The 15,627-nt window shown below is 66.0% G+C and carries 17 protein-coding genes; 6 read left to right on the top strand and 11 right to left on the bottom strand.

Annotated elements, in window-relative coordinates:
• Positions 1-45 precede the first annotated feature (45 nt).
• The 3 genes from radA to ACQ5BL_RS14995 form a co-directional block, all read right to left on the bottom strand.
• Positions 46-1,422, bottom strand: coding sequence for a DNA repair protein RadA (gene radA, locus ACQ5BL_RS15005; RefSeq protein WP_243804558.1), 1,377 nt, complete (start codon positions 1,420-1,422; stop codon positions 46-48).
• A gap of 54 nt (positions 1,423-1,476) precedes the next feature.
• On the bottom strand, positions 1,477-1,719 hold the full coding sequence (locus tag ACQ5BL_RS15000) for a hypothetical protein (protein WP_207882595.1): 243 nt from the start codon (positions 1,717-1,719) through the stop codon (positions 1,477-1,479).
• Between the two features lie 76 nt (positions 1,720-1,795).
• A complete protein-coding gene (locus ACQ5BL_RS14995; protein WP_207882593.1) occupies positions 1,796-2,038 on the bottom strand; it encodes a YdcH family protein in 243 nt (80 codons plus the stop codon).
• Positions 2,039-2,192: 154 nt separating this feature from the next.
• On the opposite strand from ACQ5BL_RS14995, the gene mscL reads away from it, so the two are divergent.
• Positions 2,193-2,600: a large-conductance mechanosensitive channel protein MscL gene (gene mscL, locus ACQ5BL_RS14990; protein WP_207882591.1), complete on the top strand. Its 408-nt coding sequence runs from the start codon at positions 2,193-2,195 to the stop codon at positions 2,598-2,600.
• Positions 2,601-2,650: 50 nt separating this feature from the next.
• Here mscL and ACQ5BL_RS14985 read toward each other — a convergent pair whose 3' ends face one another.
• On the bottom strand, positions 2,651-3,427 hold the full coding sequence (locus tag ACQ5BL_RS14985; RefSeq protein WP_243804557.1) for a ferredoxin--NADP reductase: 777 nt from the start codon (positions 3,425-3,427) through the stop codon (positions 2,651-2,653).
• Between the two features lie 194 nt (positions 3,428-3,621).
• Here ACQ5BL_RS14985 and ACQ5BL_RS14980 point away from each other — a divergent pair, with 194 nt between their 5' ends.
• The 4 genes from ACQ5BL_RS14980 (at position 3,622) to ACQ5BL_RS14965 (ending at position 6,415) form a co-directional block, all read left to right on the top strand.
• The gene (locus ACQ5BL_RS14980; RefSeq protein WP_243804556.1) at positions 3,622-4,746 is read left to right on the top strand and encodes a methyltransferase; all 1,125 of its coding nucleotides are present in this window, start codon (positions 3,622-3,624) and stop codon (positions 4,744-4,746) included.
• 76 nt (positions 4,747-4,822) lie between these two features.
• Positions 4,823-5,083: an antitoxin gene (locus tag ACQ5BL_RS14975; RefSeq protein WP_243804555.1), complete on the top strand. Its 261-nt coding sequence runs from the start codon at positions 4,823-4,825 to the stop codon at positions 5,081-5,083.
• Positions 5,080-5,487, top strand: a complete 408-nt coding sequence (locus tag ACQ5BL_RS14970) for a type II toxin-antitoxin system VapC family toxin (protein ID WP_243804554.1) — start codon at positions 5,080-5,082, stop codon at positions 5,485-5,487. The genes ACQ5BL_RS14975 and ACQ5BL_RS14970 overlap by 4 nt, the downstream gene beginning before the upstream one ends.
• A gap of 70 nt (positions 5,488-5,557) precedes the next feature.
• Positions 5,558-6,415: an alpha/beta fold hydrolase gene (locus ACQ5BL_RS14965; RefSeq protein ID WP_243804553.1), complete on the top strand. Its 858-nt coding sequence runs from the start codon at positions 5,558-5,560 to the stop codon at positions 6,413-6,415.
• An 89-nt stretch (positions 6,416-6,504) separates the two neighbouring features.
• Here the strand turns inward: ACQ5BL_RS14965 and ACQ5BL_RS14960 are convergent, their stop codons facing one another.
• The 5 genes from ACQ5BL_RS14960 to ACQ5BL_RS14940 are packed head-to-tail and all read right to left on the bottom strand — an operon-like array spanning position 6,505 to position 12,620.
• Positions 6,505-7,071, bottom strand: coding sequence for a nucleotidyltransferase family protein (locus ACQ5BL_RS14960; RefSeq protein ID WP_243804552.1), 567 nt, complete (start codon positions 7,069-7,071; stop codon positions 6,505-6,507).
• The gene (locus ACQ5BL_RS14955) at positions 7,068-8,039 is read right to left on the bottom strand and encodes an XdhC family protein (protein ID WP_243804551.1); all 972 of its coding nucleotides are present in this window, start codon (positions 8,037-8,039) and stop codon (positions 7,068-7,070) included. The genes ACQ5BL_RS14960 and ACQ5BL_RS14955 overlap by 4 nt, the downstream gene beginning before the upstream one ends.
• Positions 8,040-8,042: 3 nt before the next feature.
• Positions 8,043-9,254 (bottom strand): cytochrome c, encoded by a 1,212-nt coding sequence (locus ACQ5BL_RS14950; protein ID WP_243804550.1) that lies wholly within the window; start codon positions 9,252-9,254, stop codon positions 8,043-8,045.
• Positions 9,255-9,256: 2 nt separating this feature from the next.
• Positions 9,257-9,796 carry a (2Fe-2S)-binding protein gene (locus tag ACQ5BL_RS14945; RefSeq protein WP_017520662.1) on the bottom strand — a complete coding sequence of 180 codons (540 nt, stop codon included), beginning with the start codon at positions 9,794-9,796 and terminating at the stop codon, positions 9,257-9,259.
• Positions 9,789-12,620, bottom strand: coding sequence for a xanthine dehydrogenase family protein molybdopterin-binding subunit (locus ACQ5BL_RS14940; RefSeq protein ID WP_243804549.1), 2,832 nt, complete (start codon positions 12,618-12,620; stop codon positions 9,789-9,791). The genes ACQ5BL_RS14945 and ACQ5BL_RS14940 overlap by 8 nt, the downstream gene beginning before the upstream one ends.
• Positions 12,621-12,952: 332 nt before the next feature.
• Here ACQ5BL_RS14940 and ACQ5BL_RS14935 point away from each other — a divergent pair, with 332 nt between their 5' ends.
• Positions 12,953-14,164, top strand: a complete 1,212-nt coding sequence (locus tag ACQ5BL_RS14935; RefSeq protein ID WP_243804548.1) for an MFS transporter — start codon at positions 12,953-12,955, stop codon at positions 14,162-14,164.
• A gap of 293 nt (positions 14,165-14,457) precedes the next feature.
• Here ACQ5BL_RS14935 and ACQ5BL_RS14930 read toward each other — a convergent pair whose 3' ends face one another.
• The gene (locus ACQ5BL_RS14930) at positions 14,458-14,607 is read right to left on the bottom strand and encodes a DUF2474 domain-containing protein (RefSeq protein WP_037007166.1); all 150 of its coding nucleotides are present in this window, start codon (positions 14,605-14,607) and stop codon (positions 14,458-14,460) included.
• Between the two features lie 11 nt (positions 14,608-14,618).
• Positions 14,619-15,626, bottom strand: coding sequence for a cytochrome d ubiquinol oxidase subunit II (gene cydB, locus ACQ5BL_RS14925; RefSeq protein ID WP_243804547.1), 1,008 nt, complete (start codon positions 15,624-15,626; stop codon positions 14,619-14,621).
• Position 15,627 lies beyond the last annotated feature (1 nt).

The following is a 15,627-nucleotide window of genomic DNA, read 5'->3' as shown; positions in this document are numbered from 1 at the left end:
AGCGGACTCCGTCCGCGATTGCTCATCACCAACGCTGAAGCGGACCTACTCGAACAACGCATCCAGCGCCTGCTCCAGGCGAGTCACCGCAATCACCTGCAAGCCTGGCGGCGCCTCTTTCGGCGCGTTGCCCTTGGGTACGATGGCGCGCTTGAAGCCGTGCTTGGCCGCTTCCTTCAGACGCTCCTGGCCGCTGGGCACCGGACGCACCTCACCGGACAGGCCGACCTCGCCGAACACCAGCAATTGGTGATCCAGCGGCCGGTTGCGCAGGCTGGACATCACCGCTGCCATCAGCGCCAGGTCCGATGCGGTTTCCAGCACCTTCACCCCGCCCACCACGTTGAGGAACACGTCCTGGTCGTAAGTCGGGATACCGCCGTGGCGGTGCAGCACCGCCAGCAGCATGGCCAGGCGGTTCTGGTCGAGGCCCAGGGTGACGCGGCGCGGGTTGGCCAGGTGGCTGGTGTCCACCAGCGCCTGAACTTCCACCAGCATCGGCCGCGAGCCTTCCCAGGTGGCCATGACCACGCTGCCCGGCACCGACTCCTGGGCACGGGTCAGGAAGATCGCCGAGGGGTTGGAAACTTCCTTCAGGCCGCGATCGGTCATGGCGAACACGCCCAGTTCGTTGATCGCACCGAAGCGGTTCTTCACCGCCCGCAACAGACGCAGGCGGCCATCGGACTCGCCCTCGAAATACAGCACGGTATCGACCATGTGCTCCAGCACGCGCGGACCGGCCAGTGCGCCTTCCTTGGTGACGTGGCCGACCAGGAAGATCGCCGTGCCGCTCTGCTTCGCGAAGCGCACCAGCAGCGCCGCGCTCTCGCGCACCTGGGCGACGCCACCGGGGGCCGATTGCAGTTGCTCGGTGAAGATGGTCTGGATCGAGTCGATCACCATCACCTTGGGCTGCTCGTGGCGCGCGGTGGCAATGATGCTCTCGATGCAGGTCTCGGTCATGACCTTGAGCTTGTCCTCCGGAAGGCCCAGGCGCCGGGCGCGCATGGCGACCTGCTGCTGGGATTCCTCACCGGTGACATAGAGCGCCGGCAGGCGCGCGGCGACGTTGCAGAGGGTCTGCAGGAGGATGGTGGACTTGCCGATGCCGGGGTCGCCGCCGATCAGCACCACCGAGCCGTCGACCAGGCCGCCGCCGAGCACGCGATCCAGTTCCGCCGAGGCGGTGGTGAAGCGCGGCATTTCTTCGACGCTGACTTCGGCGAGGGTCTTGATGTTGGCCTGTTGGCCGGCCCAGCCGCCGCGACCGGAAGTGCCGCCGGAGCCGCCGGTGGGCGTGGTGTCGACGACGGTCTCGACCAGGGTGTTCCAGGCGCCGCAATCAGGGCACTGCCCAGCCCATTTGGGGTAGGTGGCGCCGCACTCGGTGCAGCCGTACATGCGCTTGGCCTTGGCCATGAGCGGACTCCGTCGAAGACAAAGCCCGCATCATAGCCAATCGGGCGGAGCGGTTCAGCTCGCCAGGCGGCGATACTGGCACTCCATATCGTACTTGAGGCTTTCGCGGCGCATGAGCAGCGAGGCCAGGGTACCGTCGGGGCGCTCGACGCCCTCCTCCACCCGACCAATGCGCTGGTCCAGCAGCTCGTATTGCAGCTTCAGGCGAACCAGGCGCTCCTGGGCACGGAGGGCTTCGACGTTACGTTGATTGGATTTGGTGACGGACTTGCCAGAGGACGAAATGGCTTTGCGCATGGCGGTGGCACCGGTTGGAAATGGATGACAGGAGCCTACGCCTCGCTCCGCCCCACACCCTTGATACCGATCAAGCTCAACTGGATCGCTTGAGCAGATCGGCGATTTCGTCCTTCAGTGTCACGCGTTGCAGTTTGAGGGAGTTGAGAGCGAGGTCGTCCATCGCCTGGCGGCCGTCCTCGATGTCGTAGATCTTCCTGTCCAGCTCCTCGTAGCTGGCAGCCAAGCGGGTGAAGGTGGCGTCCTTCCCGTGCAACCGGGTCATCAGTGCCTTCTGGTCGGGAAATTCGCGGGACAACGGATGATGCTCGAGCGGCATGGCGGACCTCCTTAAATGGATGGGTTGCCCGATAAGCCTAGACCACCCGGCAAAAGCGCCCAGCACCGCCGGTCATGCAACGATTCGGGATGATCAGGTCGCGGCGGGCCGCTAAACTGCCCACCTGTCCCCCTCTGTTACAAGGAGTTCCTGCATGAGTCTGCTTAGCGAGTTCAAGGCTTTCGCCGTCAAGGGCAACGTGGTCGACATGGCCGTCGGTATCATCATCGGCGCCGCCTTCGGCAAGATCGTCACATCGTTCGTCGGCGACGTGATCATGCCGCCCATCGGCCTGCTGATCGGGGGCGTGGACTTCTCCGACCTGGCGATCACCCTCAAGGCCGCCGAAGGCAATACGCCTGCGGTCGTGATGGCCTACGGCAAGTTCATCCAGACCTGCCTGGACTTCGTGATCGTCGCCTTCGCCATCTTCATGGGCGTGAAGGCCATCAACCGCTTCAAGCGTGAGGAAGAAGCCGCACCGGCAGCTCCGACCAAGGACCAGGAACTGCTGAGCGAAATCCGCGACCTGCTCAAGGAACAGCGCAACCGCGCCCCCTGATATGCCCGGCTCACCCCGTCGCGACGGCGGGGTGAGCAACCCGATCCTTCCTACCAGTAATTCTCCACGGCGATCTGCCCGGGCTTGCGCGTCAGCGCCAGGCTCATGCCGCGCGCCTTCAGCACGGTGCGGGTGTCCTCGATCATCTGCGGGTTGCCGCAGAGCATCACGCGCGAATGCTCGGGGCTGAGCTCCAGACCGGCGGCACGCTCCAGCTCACCATTCTCGATCAGCGTGGTGATCCGCGCATTCAGACAGCCGGGAACGCTCTCGCGGGTAACCACCGGGATGAATTGCAGCTTGTGGATGTGCTCTGCCAGATGCTCCATTCCGGCGAAACTGGCGATCAGTTCGCGGTAGGCCAGCTCCTTTTCCTCGCGGGCGCTGTAGACCAGCTTGATGGTCTCGAAGCGCTCCCACGCCTCGAAGTCCTGCAGGATCGACAGGAACGGCGCCAGCCCGGTGCCGGTGGCCAGCAGCCAGAGGTCGCGGCCATCGGGGAAGCGGTCGAGGGTGAGGAAGCCGAAGGCCTGGCGGTCCACCAGCAACTGGTCACCGACGCTCAGACGGCTGAGTTCGCTGGTGAACTCCCCGTCCGGCACCACGATGGAGAAGAATTCGAGGAATTCATCGTGGGGCGCCGAAACCATCGAGTAGGCACGCCAGACGATGCTGCCGCTGGGCTTGTACACGCCCAGGCGAGCAAACTGCCCAGCGCGGAAGCGGTAGCCGCTGTCGCGGGTGGTGCGCAGGGTGAACAGGCTCGGGGTGAGTGTCTGCACGTCCAGCAGGGTCTGGCGGGTGAACTTCTCTTCGCTGGCGGTCATCGTCCGCTCCTTTCTCAAGAACCCGCCCATTTTCCCGTATTGGCGGCGCAAGAAACACCCGCAAGGCTTGTGGTCATCGCTCGCCGGGGCACAACGCAGACGAAAGCCCCGCGGATAGGCGATAATTTGCGCTTTCCGGCCGACCGACGGCGGTCGTCGGAGCCATTCACCCGAAACGCCCGTTCGAGAGTCCCATGCCTGTCCTCGCCAGCCCCTTCGCCCAGCTCGATCTGGTCCGTCACCCCGAACAGCGCGAAGACCCGCTGCAGGCCTTCGATGCGGCCGATGAGTACCTGCTCAGCCATCTCCACGAGCAGGGTGTCAGCGCGGAGAGCCGGGTGCTGGTGCTCAACGACAGCTTCGGCGCCCTCGCCGCCAGTCTCGCGCCCCATGTGCGCCTGACCAGCAGCGGCGACTCGCACCTGGGCTTCATCGCCCTGCAGCGCAACCTCGAACGCAACGGCCTCACCGAAGCGCCGCTGACCTTCGTGCCCGCCAGCGACCTCCCGCAAGGCCCGTTCGACCACGTACTGGTGCGCGTGCCCAAGACGCTGGCACTGCTGGAGGAACAGTTGATCCGCCTGCACGACCAGCTCGCGCCGGGGGCGAAGGTGGTCGCCGCCGGCATGATCAAGCACCTGCCGCGCGCCGCCGGCGACCTGCTGGAAAAGTACATCGGCCCGATGCAGGCCTCGCTGGCAGTGAAGAAAGCCCGTCTGCTCGTGGCCACCGCCGAGCAGCGACCAGTACCGAAGTCGCCCTACCCCACCCGCTACCGCCTGGACAAACCGGCGCTGACGCTGCTGAACCACGCCAACGTGTTCTGCCGCGAAGGCCTGGACATCGGTACCCGCGCCTTCCTCCCGCACCTGCCGCAGGTGCACCACGCCGTGCGCGCGGCGGACCTGGGCTGCGGCAACGGCGTGCTGGGCATCGCCTTCGCCCTGCTGAACCCGCAAGCCGAACTGACGCTGGTGGACGAGTCGTACATGGCGGTGCAGTCCGCGCGGGAAAACTGGCAGGCCGCCCTCGGCGACCGCCCTGTGGATATCCACCCCGACGACGGCCTCGCCAGCCAGGCAGCCGACTCCCTGGACCTGATCCTGTGCAACCCGCCCTTCCACCAGCAGCAGGTGGTCGGCGACTTCCTCGCCTGGCGCATGTTCCAGCAGGCCCGCGCCGCGCTGGTCACCGGCGGCGAGCTGTGGATCGTCGGCAACCGCCACCTGGGCTACCACGCCAAGCTCAAACGCCTGTTCCGCGGCGTCGAGCAGGTGGCGGCAAATCCGAAATTCGTGGTGCTGAAAGCGACCAAATAGCCAGGGGCATTTGCTCAAATCTTGAGCAGGCGGCAGAATACACACGCACACGTACACACAACGGAGGGGCGTACCCATGCCGACTTCCACCCTCACCACCCGCGTGTTCATGAACGGCAATAGCCAGGCAGTGCGGATTCCCCAGGAATTCCGCCTGGATGTCAGCAGTGTGGAAATCACACGCAAGGACAACGGCGACCTGGTCATCCACCCCATTGCGCAGGATCGCGGCGCCGCGCTGATGGAAGCGCTGCAGGGCTTCGATGATGACTTCATCGAAGCCCTGGAAGCAGAACAGCGCGACCAGCCGCCAGCCCAGGACCGGGACGAGCTGTGAAGTACCTGCTCGATACCAACATCCTGATCTACCTGTTGAAGAACCGGCCGGAGTCAGTCGCGCAGCGCGTCAGCGCCCTTCCTGCCGAGGCTTCGCTGAATATGTCGTTCTTCACCTATGCCGAGCTGCTCAAGGGTGCGGAGCGCAGTTCGCGCAAGGCCGAAGTCCTGCGCCAGCTGGAGCGCCTGACACGCCAGGTACCGGTGATCTACGACGGCACTCCCAGCCTTTGCGAACACTACGCAGTGCACTTTACGCGGCTGAAACTGGCCGGTACGCCGATCGGTGCCAACGACCTGTGGATCGCCTGCCACGCCCTGGCTCTGGGTGCAACGTTGGTAACGCACAACACTCGCGAGTTCGAGCGTATCGAAGGCCTCATGCTGGAAGACTGGGCCGACTGACCCATCGAAGCGGATTGCCTTGCACCGCTTCCGGTAGCAGCATGGATCGCCCCCAACCCGGACGCGCGCCATGACCGCACAAGAAGCCGCCCTGCCCGAACTGATCCGCACCGCCGACGGCGTCGATCTCGCCCTGCGCCGCGTAGGCCCGGCGGACGGCGTGCCAGTAGTGCTAACCCATGGCACCTTCTCCAACCACCGCAGCTGCCTGGGGCTGGCCAATCATCTCGCCAGCCGTGGCTTCGCCTGCTGGCTGTTCGATTGGCGCGGACATGGCGACAGCGGACACAACGACTTCCTCCACAGCTTCGACGACGTGGCCGAGCAGGACGTGCCGGCGATTCTCGACGCGGTAAGCCAGCGCACCGGGCAGACGGCACTGCACTGGATCGGGCACTCCGGCGGCGGGCTGATCGTCTCGATGTGGGCGGCGCGCAATCCCGAGCTGGCTCGGCGGCGGCTACGCTCGGTGGTCCTGATCGGCTCCCAGGCTACGGCGGCCGGCGCCAGCCCTCGGCACTGGCTGGCGCTCCAGGCGTTCGACTGGATGCTGCGCTGGCGGCGCATCGCGCCCAGCCGCGCGAAGAGCGTCGGACCCGAGGCGGAGAGTGCGCGGCTGATGCGGCAGTGGTGCCAGTGGAATTTCCGGCGGCGGTTCGATTCCCTGGACGGCTTCGATTATCTGGCCGGGCTGGGCAGCGTCGAGTTGCCGGTACTGGGCGTCGCGGGCAGTGGCGATACCTTCATTGCACCGCTCGCGGGTTGCGATGCGCTGGTGAAAGCCTTTGGCGGGACGCAGGCGAAGCTGGAACTGTTCGGCCGGGCGACGGGGGCGCGGGAGGATTACAGCCATAACCGGCTGCTGCTGTCGCGCAATGCCAGCCTGGAAATCTGGCCGCGCATCGGGCAGTGGTTGGCGCAGAATTGATCACCGCAGGGCGGTTCGCGAGCAAGCTCGCTCCTACAATGGGAGCGCTGGCGCCAATCCTGTAGGAGCGAGCTTGCTCGCGAACCCGGTCAGGAGCGCAAGGCGTCCGGCGTGTCGACGTCACGGAGCACGCCCGCGTCGGCAACTTCCAGGGTGACGCAACGATCGCGGTTCGCCTGGACCACCGTCCGGGCGCCTTCATCACCAGTGAGCTGTGTCAGCTCCGTCCAGAACTCGCGGCCGAACAGCACGGGGTGGCCGCGCTGGTCATTGTGAAGCGGGAAGAGAATGGTCGAAGTACTGGCAGCCTCGGATAGCGCCCGCAAGGTTTGCGTGGCGATCCAGGGCATGTCGCCCAGCAGGATGGCCACGGCCTGCGCGGGAGAGTTGCTCAGCGAAGCTGCTCCAGCTGCCAGACTGTGCCCCATGCCGAGCGCCGCATCCGGACTGTGGATAACCCGGCAGCCGGCAGGCAGACCGAAATCCTCCGCCCGCTCGCCATCACGCAACACCACGCGCACTTCATCGAATACCGCCTGAGCCCGCTCGACGCTGTGGGCGAGCAGGCTGCGCCCGTCGGGCAGGGACGCGCGGCGCTTGTCCGCGCCGAAGCGCGAGCCCTGGCCGGCGGCCAGGACCAGCGCCACAACCGTCACAGCGCCTCGCGGGCGATGCCGCTGCGGGTACGCAGGATGTCGGCCAGTACGGCCAGGGCGATTTCTGCCGGGGTCTTGCTGCCGAGGTTCAGGCCAATCGGCGCATGGATGCGCGCCAGCTCGGCTTCACTCAGGCCACCGATACGGTGCAGGCGTTCGCGGCGCTTCTCGGAGGTGGTGCGCGAGCCCATGACGCCGATGTAGAAGGCCTCGGTGCGCACCGCTTCGAGCATCGCCAGGTCGTCGATCTTCGGGTCGTGGGTCAGGGCGACCACGGCAGTGTCCGCGTGGCAGCCGCCGTTGGCGATGAAGATCGACGGCAGTTCGCGGCGGATTTCGATGCCGTCCAGCACCACGCCGTCCAGCGCTTCTTCGCGCGGGTCGCAGAGGATGACTTCGAAGCCCAGGCCCTTGCCGAACTCCGCACAGAAATGCGCGACGCTGGAGTAACCGGCCAGCAGCAAGCGCTGGGCAGCACCGACGCGCAGCAGCACGCGGGCTTCGTCACGCTCGACGCGCGGGCCATGCTCGTGGTCGTCGCTCAGGCGGCGGCTGCCATCCCGCAGGTTCACTTCGCGCAGCAGGCGGCGCTGGCCGAGCAGCGCCGATTCCAGTTCGCGCAGGTGGGCCTGCACGTCGCAATCGGGCGCGAGGTTTTCCACCAGCACGTCGAGGATGCCGCCACAGGGCAGGCGGATGTTGCTGCGGGTATCGGTGCCGTCGCCATAGCGCACGACAACCACCGGCTCACTGAACTCGCCTTCAGCGACGCGTTCGAGGAAGTCATCCTCGACACAGCCGCCCGACAGCGAGCCCACCCACTGGCCGCTGGCGTTGACCGCCAGCAGCGAACCCGGCGCGCGGGGCGCCGAGCCGTAGGTGAAGAGCACGCTGCACAGCCACACACGCTGCCCGGCGTTGGACCACTGGAGCGCCTGGCGAACCACTTGCAGATCGAGATGCTGCACGACTCACTCCGCCTTGAGTTGAGCGACCTGTTGTACGCCCATGTCGCCCGGCAAGCCACCCCAGGCCTGACGCAGGTAGTTGATCAGGTCGGCGAGCTGCTCGTCACTGAGCTTGTCGGCGAAGCCCGGCATCGGCTGCATGCGCTCGAAACCGGTGAACTGCTGCTCGCGGATGCCCTCGACAATGACCTTGGCCAGGTTGCGCGAATCGGCCAGGCGCAAGGTGGTGTTGCCCTGCATGGCCACGGCGATGTGCGGCTTGCCCTCGCCGTCGTTGCCGTGACAGCCGGCGCAGACGTTGAGGTACTGCTGACGGCCACGCTTGGCGCTGTCGCTGAGCTGGTCCTCGGGCACCGCCTGCACCACCTTGGCCTGCGGCGGCTGATCGCCGAGCAGGTAGGTGGACATGGCGGCCAGGTCCTCGTCACCCAGGTGCTGGGTGCTCAGGTGCATGACCGGGAACATCTCGTTGAACATGCTGCCCTGGGGGCTCATGCCGTGCTTGAGGAAGCCGGTGAGGTCGGCACTGGTCCAGCCACGCTCGGCCAGGTCCTGGGCCAGCAGGCTCGGGGCGCTGTAGCCGTTGAGCAGGCCGCCGGTCAGGCGCTTGTCCTGCTGCAACGCGCCGATGCTGTTACGCGGGGTGTGGCACTCGCCGCAGTGGCCGAGCACTTCCACCAGGTACTGGCCGCGCTTGTAGGCGTCGCTCTTGCCCTCGGTGTTTTCCAGCTGGACGCTCGTGCCGTAGAGCATGTTCCAGCCCGACAGCCCCATGCGCACGTTGAACGGGAAGCTCAGGCTGGTCTGGGGCGCGGCGCGGTGCACCGGCGTCTGGCTCATCAGGTAGGCGTAGAGGGCATCGCTGTCCTCGCGCTTGATGAGGTGGTACGAGGTGTAGGGCATGGCCGGATACAGATTGGCGCCGTCCTTGCGCTTGCCCTCGGTGAGGGCGGCGAAGAAGTCGTCGGCGCTGTAGTTGCCGATGCCGAAGTCCTTGTCCGGGGTGATGTTACTGCCGTAGATGGTGCCGAACGGCGAGTGGATCGGCAGGCCGCCGGCGAACGGCGCGCCGCCCTCGGCGGTGTGGCAGGCCATGCAGTCGGCGGCGCGGGAGACGTACTCGCCGCGCTTGATCAGCTCCTGGTCGGCCGCCTGGGCGCTCACCGCCAGACCGAGGCCGACAGCCAGCGCGAGGCCGGAAAGAATGCGCTGCATGCTTAGCCCTCCTTGACCAGGCCGAGATCGGTCAGCACTTCGCGGGTGGCGTCGTAGTAACGCACGTACCCGGTGCAGCGACAGATGTGGTGGCCAAGGCTGGCCTCGATGGTCGATTCCAGTTCGCTCTTCTTCAGCGGCTGGCGCTGGGCCTTCTCCACCAGCACGGTGGCGGCGTTGACGAAGCCCGGTGCGCAGTAGCTGCACTGGAAGGCGAAACGGTCGACGAACTTCTGCTGGATCGGATTCAGTTCCTTCACCGAACCGTCTGCCTCGCGTTTGGCGTGGCCCTCGATGGTGCGCACCTTCTTGCCTTCGAAGTAGTGCGCGCCGGTGATGCAGGTGCGCACTTCCTCGCTGGTGCCGTCGGGGTTGTCGACGATCACCACGCAGGCATGGCAGATGCCCTGGCCGCAGCCCAGGCGCGAGCCGGTAAGGTTCTGGTACTCGTGCAGGTAGTCGATCATCGGCAGGTCCTCGGGAACCTCGACCGGACCGACGGTTTGACCATTCAGGGTCAGGTTGAGCGGACGGTTAGCCATTGAGGGCCTCCTTGATGCGAGCGGGGGTGATGGGCAGGTCGCGGACGCGCTTGCCAATGGCGTGGGCCACGGCGTTGCCGATGGCGCCGACGACCGGGATCATCACCACTTCGGCGATGCCCTTGGACGGGTCGCTGGGCGAGAGCGGCGGAAGGATTTCCGAGCTCTGCTGCCAGACGGCCACGTCTTTCGCCTTCGGGAGACGGTAGCGGTTGAAGTTCCAGTCGCCCTCGCCCGGGCCACCCTCGTACAGCGGCATGTCTTCGAGCAGCGCATGGCCGATGCCCATCGCGGTGCCGCCTTCGATCTGGCCTTTCACCAGTTCAGGCACCAGCACGCGGCCACACTCGATCCAGCTGTGGTGATTGAGCACGGTGACTTCGCCGTTGCCCTTGTTCACCTTCAGCTCGACGATGGTCGCCACCGGGCTGTAGTAGGTCACCGCGGCGTTGTTCAGCTGCACCGGCGGATAGGCCACGTTCTGGCGATCCAGCAGGTGGAAGCCGGCGCTGTTCATCTGTGCCTTCTTCACGCCCGGGGCGCCGTCGCCGTATTTCACGGCCAGGGCGTCCAGCGGCAGGCGGTCGCGCACGCCGTCGATGACGAAGTCGCACTCCGCCCAGCTCCAGCGGTTGAAGCCGTGGACGGTGGCGCCAGTGATCAGGCCCTTCTCGTGGGCGACCTTGGCCAGCTCGGCGAACGACAGCGGCTCCAGGCCGTTGGCGGTGAGCTTGCCGTCGACCCAGTGGGCGTCTTCCCGGCGCACTACCAGCGGGTTGGCCGCGCCGTTGAACGGGCCGCGACGCCAGATTTCCAGGGCCGCCGGCCACAGGCCGTGGTTGAACAGCACGCGCGCCGCTTCACGGGTGGCGTGGCTGAAGTAGTAGGCCGAGTTGGTCGCCGACGACGCCGAGGCGTACTTACCGACCCAGCGCGGGTTGCGCAGCTTCTCGTCCTGGGTGGGCTGGTTCATGGTGTAGGGGTCTTCGCCGCTCACCAATTGCAGCTCGCCCCATTCGGTTTCGGCGGTCTTCATCTCGTCCGCCGGCTTGCCGAGGAAGTCGGCCACCACCAGTGCCTGTGAGGTGGACATGCCGGTGCCGATCTCGATGCCGATGTGGCGCATGTGCACCTTGCCCTGGGCATCGAACTCGATGCTCGCCATGGGCGCTTCGGAGCCGGTGCCGAAGTCCTTCTGGCAGATGGCGAAGCCGACGCCGTACCAGTGATCCGGGTCCTTGGCGTCCATTTCCTTCTTGCGTGCGTCGCGGGTCTTCCACCACTCGTGGGCGGCGGCCTTGTCGAGAATCTCGTGCAGGCGCAAGGCGCCAGCGGGGATCGCGCCCTGGGTGTTCTTCATGCCCGACTTCAGCGCGTTGACACGGCGCAGTTCGATGGCGTCGACGCCCAGCCGGCCGGCGATCTCGTCCACCATCATCTCGGTGGCGGCCATGCTCTGCAGGGTGCCGTAGCCACGCATGGAACCGGCCTCGACGGCGCGGGAATGGTAGGCGGTCACCTGCAGGTCATTCTGCGGCATGTAGTAGATCGACTGCGCGGCGGTGGCGCCCACGGCGGCCACGGACGGGCTGTAGTTGATGCGGCCACCGCCGTCCACGCTCATCTCGGTGCGGAAGATCTTGAAGGTCATGTCCTTCTTGTCCACCGCCAGCTGGTAGCGAATGTCGAACGGGTGGCGCTTGATGCCGCTCTGGAACTGCTCGTAGCGGTCATTGGCCAGGCGTACCGGCACGCCGTTGCCGTACAGCGCAGCCAGGGCCGCGTAGTAGACGAAGATGTTGTGGTCCTTGGAGCCGTAACCCACGGTGTAGCCGGGGTGCATGTTCAGCTTGGCCAGGCCGAAGCGCGACGGCGCAATCATGTGCGCGGTCTCGTAGGCCGCCTCGAACGGGCACTGGGTGGCGACCACGAAGTGCAGGGTCTTGCTCGCCGGGTCGTACCAGCCGTTGCCGTTGTCCGGCTCCATGGCGGCCGGCTCGATGGACGGGGTCTTGTAGCGCTCGTCGAAGACCAGCCAGTTCTCCGGCGGGTTGTCGATCTGCGCCTTGATCTTCTGCGCGTAGAACAGGCCCTGCTCGGTGAGGTCGCCGTGCTGGTTGGGCTGCTGGTTCCACACCGGTTTGCGCTCGCGGATCATCGGGAAGAGGATCGAGTCCTTGAGGCTGGAGAACTCGTCCGGATCGGCCGAGGTCGCGCCACCGACGCGCACGTAGCGGAAGCTGCCGTAGGGATCGCCCTGGTACAGCGGGGCCTGCTCGCCGTAGCGGATCGCCTTGTCGTTGAACTTCATCTTCAGCTTGGCTTTGCGGAAGCGCTCGAAGTCGTTCCAGATCAGGATGGCCACCGGGTGGCCGATGAACATCGGCACCTTGCCGCGCGGCAGCAGCGGGTCCGGGGCGTGGGCCTCGGGGAAGACGATACCGTCCTTGTCCAGGTCCTCGGCGGTGACGATGCGGTCGGGCTGCAAGTCAGCGCCCAGCCAGGCGAGGTCGATGCCGTCGAAGATGCGGTCGGCCTTGATGGTCTTGAGCAGCATGGCATGGCCCTGCTGCTGCGGCCAGCCGGGCATGTCCTTGGAACGGATGTCGCGGGCGAACACCTTGTTGCCGCAGACCTTGGACAGCGCATCGTTACGGAAACGCGCCTTGCCGTCGTGGCCCATCCACTGCTGGGGCGAGACGGTGACGGAGTTTTCCATCAGGGCAGCGAAAGCCCGGCTGCCAAGCGGCGCCAGCGTCACGCTGACGCCAGCGATCAGCCCGCCCTGCAGGAAGGCACGCCGGGAAATATCACGGTTGGACATGGTTCATCCTCTGGACGGTGAAGGCCCGTCCATGTCGATTTCTGGTGCTGAATAAAACTGGAAGGGTGCGCAATCGGGGGGCGTTTCGAAGGTGACGCCGAAGGGTGTTCTTGCTGTAAAACCTGACCCTTTCGTCAACTTTAACCCATCTGCATCCTTCCAGGCAAAGTCAAGCAGGCAACTTGTCGCGCTGTTGCCCAATCTGACGACCACTCATCAGCTTTGGCGGCAACCGCTCAAGTCCGCGGGTATCGCCTCGTGCGCCCGGAAAAGTGCTACGCCGTGTTACGCTGCGCAGCTCTTGCTTAGCCGCCTAACGAATAGTCCCCGCCATGCCTGCCGAAGCTACGTCCCTGCTGCGCCATCGCCCCTTCCTCGCCTTCTGGCTCGCCCGCGTCTGCACCGCCAGCGCCTTCCAGATGATCACCGTGGCCATCGGCTGGCACATTTACGAACTTACCCACAACGTGCTCGATCTGGGCCTGGTGGGGCTGGTGGAGTTCCTGCCGCGGGTGATCTTCATGCTGCATACCGGCCACGTCGCCGACCGCTACGACCGCCGGCGCATCGCCTCGCTCTGCCAGATCGGCCAGGGCCTGGTGGCGGTGGCGCTGGTGGTGGGCGCCAGCACCGACAACGTGACCCGCGAGATGATCTTCGTGATGGCCTTCCTGCTGGGTACCGCGCGGGCCTTCGAGATGCCGACCACGCAGGCGCTGCTGCCGAACATCGTGCCCAGCGCACTGTTTCCCCGCGCCGTGGCCGCCTCCGCCTCGGCCATGCAGGCGGCGACCATCGCCGCGCCCGCCCTCGGCGGCCTGCTCTATGCCTTCGGCGCGTTCTGGGTCTACACGCCGACCGCCGTGCTGTACTTCATCGCCTGCACCCTGGTCATGACCCTGCCCTCGCGCCAGGCGCCTGCGGCGCAAGGCAAGGCCACGCTGGAATCGCTGCTGGCCGGTATCCGCTTCATCCGCAGCCGCCCGGACATCTTCGGCGCCATCTCCCTGGACCTGTTCGCCGTACTGCTGGGCGGCGCCACCGCGCTGCTGCCGGTATTCGCCAAGGACATCCTGCTCACCGGCCCCTGGGGCCTGGGCCTGCTGCGCTCGGCACCGGCAGTGGGCGCGCTGCTGATGTCGTTCTGGCTGGCGCGCTTCCCCATCGAGCGCAACGTGGGGCGGATCATGTTCCTCGCTGTGGGCATCTTCGGTGTCACCACCATCGCCTTCGGCCTGTCGACCTCCTTCTGGTTCTCCCTGGCGGTGCTGGTGGTGCTGGGCGCGGCGGACATGATCAGCATGGTGATCCGTGGCGCCTTCGTGCAGCTGGAAACCCCGGACGAGATGCGCGGCCGGGTGAGCGCGGTGAACGGTCTGTTCATCGGCGCCTCGAACCAGCTGGGCGAGTTCGAGTCGGGTATCACCGCCCACTGGTTCGGCACCGTGCCGGCGGTGGTGCTGGGGGGCGTGGGCACGCTGATCGTCACCGGGGCGTGGATGAAACTGTTCCCGAGCCTGGCGAAGCGGGACAAGTTGCACTGATTGCCCCGCCGCTTTTGTAGGACCGAGGGGGGCGCCTAGCCCTTGCTCGCGAACCCTGGCTGATCGCGGACGGAGTCCGCTCCTATAAAAGCCGCATCCCCGTAGTAGCGGACTCTGTCCGCGAACGGGGTTCGAGCGCAAACCGGAGCCTGGGCAGAGTGCGGTTCGCGAGCAAGGGCTAGGCGCCCCCTCAGCCCTACGAAAAGCCCCGTCCCGACAAAAAAATCCCCCGCTGGAAATACCAGCGAGGGATGTGGGAACGGGCGTCATGGGAGGCGCCCGGATGGGATCTGTCAGTGCGGCGTGCCCAGCCCAGCAGCACTCATGAACAGGCGCATCAGCCAGGCCGCAACACCCAGGCCGGCGACGCTCAACGCCCAGATCAGCACCAGCCAGCCGAGCCGCTTGCGCAGCGGTGCTTTCTCCTGCTCTTCATGAGTCATCGCGCGCACCTCTAGTGGTAGCCATCGCCATGTTTCACCTTGCCGCGGAACACGTAGTAGCTCCACGCGGTGTAGCCGAGGATGAAGGGGATGATGAACAGCGCGCCCACCAGCATGAAGCCCTGGCTCTGCGGCGGAGCGGCCGCGTCCCAGATAGACAGCGACGGCGGCACGATGTTCGGCCACAGGCTGATGCCCAGTCCGCTATAGCCCAGGAAGATCAGCACCAGGGTGAGCACGAAAGGCTTCACATGGTCGTTGCTGGCCACCGAGCGCAGCAGGCTGTAGAGGGTCACCAGCACCAGCAGGGGCACCGGCAGGAACCAGATCAGGTTGGGCAGGCTGAACCAGCGCTGGGCGATTTCCTCATGGGCCAGCGGCGTCCACAAGCTGACGATGCCGATCACCGCCAGCAGCACCAGCGCCAGCGGCTTGGCCAGGTCATGCATGCGTTCCTGCAGGCGGCCTTCGGTCTTCATGATCAGCCAGGTGCAGCCCAGCAGGCTGTAGGCCACGACCAGGCCGAGGCCGCAGAACAGCGGGAAGGGTGCCAGCCAGTCCAGCGCGCCACCGGCGAACTGCCGGTTGGCCACCGGGATGCCTTCGATGAAAGCGCCCAGCGCCACGCCCTGGAAGAAGGTTGCCACCAGGGAGCCGGCGATGAACGACTTGTCCCACAGGTGCCGCTTGGCCGGCTTGGCCTTGAAGCGGAACTCGAAGGCCACGCCGCGGAAGATCAGCCCCACCAGCATCAGGATCAGCGGCAGGTAGAGCGCCGAGAGCACGGCCGAATAGGCCACCGGGAAGGCGCCGAACAGCGCCGCGCCACCCAGCACCAGCCAGGTCTCGTTACCGTCCCAGACCGGCGCCACGGTGTTCATCATCACATCGCGGTCGCCCTCGTCCTTGAAGAACGGATAGAGCATGCCTATCCCCAGGTCGAAGCCGTCCATCACCACGTACATCATGATCCCGAAGATGATGATGATCGCCCAGATCAGCGGAAGATCGATTCCCATG

Source organism: Pseudomonas sp. B1-22 (assembly GCF_050474425.1).
Taxonomy (GTDB): domain Bacteria; phylum Pseudomonadota; class Gammaproteobacteria; order Pseudomonadales; family Pseudomonadaceae; genus Pseudomonas.
The sequence above is the reverse complement of the archived record's forward strand: the minus strand, read 5'-3'. Positions and strand labels throughout refer to the sequence as shown.

Coding starts and splice junctions, on each gene's coding strand:
- radA (WP_243804558.1), bottom strand. CDS start 1,422: ATGGCCAAGGCCAAGCGCATGTACGGCTGCACCGAGTGCGGCGCCACC.
- ACQ5BL_RS15000 (WP_207882595.1), bottom strand. CDS start 1,719: ATGCGCAAAGCCATTTCGTCCTCTGGCAAGTCCGTCACCAAATCCAAT.
- ACQ5BL_RS14995 (WP_207882593.1), bottom strand. CDS start 2,038: ATGCCGCTCGAGCATCATCCGTTGTCCCGCGAATTTCCCGACCAGAAG.
- mscL (WP_207882591.1), top strand. CDS start 2,193: ATGAGTCTGCTTAGCGAGTTCAAGGCTTTCGCCGTCAAGGGCAACGTG.
- ACQ5BL_RS14985 (WP_243804557.1), bottom strand. CDS start 3,427: ATGACCGCCAGCGAAGAGAAGTTCACCCGCCAGACCCTGCTGGACGTG.
- ACQ5BL_RS14980 (WP_243804556.1), top strand. CDS start 3,622: ATGCCTGTCCTCGCCAGCCCCTTCGCCCAGCTCGATCTGGTCCGTCAC.
- ACQ5BL_RS14975 (WP_243804555.1), top strand. CDS start 4,823: ATGCCGACTTCCACCCTCACCACCCGCGTGTTCATGAACGGCAATAGC.
- ACQ5BL_RS14965 (WP_243804553.1), top strand. CDS start 5,558: ATGACCGCACAAGAAGCCGCCCTGCCCGAACTGATCCGCACCGCCGAC.
- ACQ5BL_RS14950 (WP_243804550.1), bottom strand. CDS start 9,254: ATGCAGCGCATTCTTTCCGGCCTCGCGCTGGCTGTCGGCCTCGGTCTG.
- ACQ5BL_RS14945 (WP_017520662.1), bottom strand. CDS start 9,796: ATGGCTAACCGTCCGCTCAACCTGACCCTGAATGGTCAAACCGTCGGT.
- ACQ5BL_RS14940 (WP_243804549.1), bottom strand. CDS start 12,620: ATGTCCAACCGTGATATTTCCCGGCGTGCCTTCCTGCAGGGCGGGCTG.
- ACQ5BL_RS14935 (WP_243804548.1), top strand. CDS start 12,953: ATGCCTGCCGAAGCTACGTCCCTGCTGCGCCATCGCCCCTTCCTCGCC.
- ACQ5BL_RS14930 (WP_037007166.1), bottom strand. CDS start 14,607: ATGACTCATGAAGAGCAGGAGAAAGCACCGCTGCGCAAGCGGCTCGGC.
- cydB (WP_243804547.1), bottom strand. CDS start 15,626: ATGGGAATCGATCTTCCGCTGATCTGGGCGATCATCATCATCTTCGGG.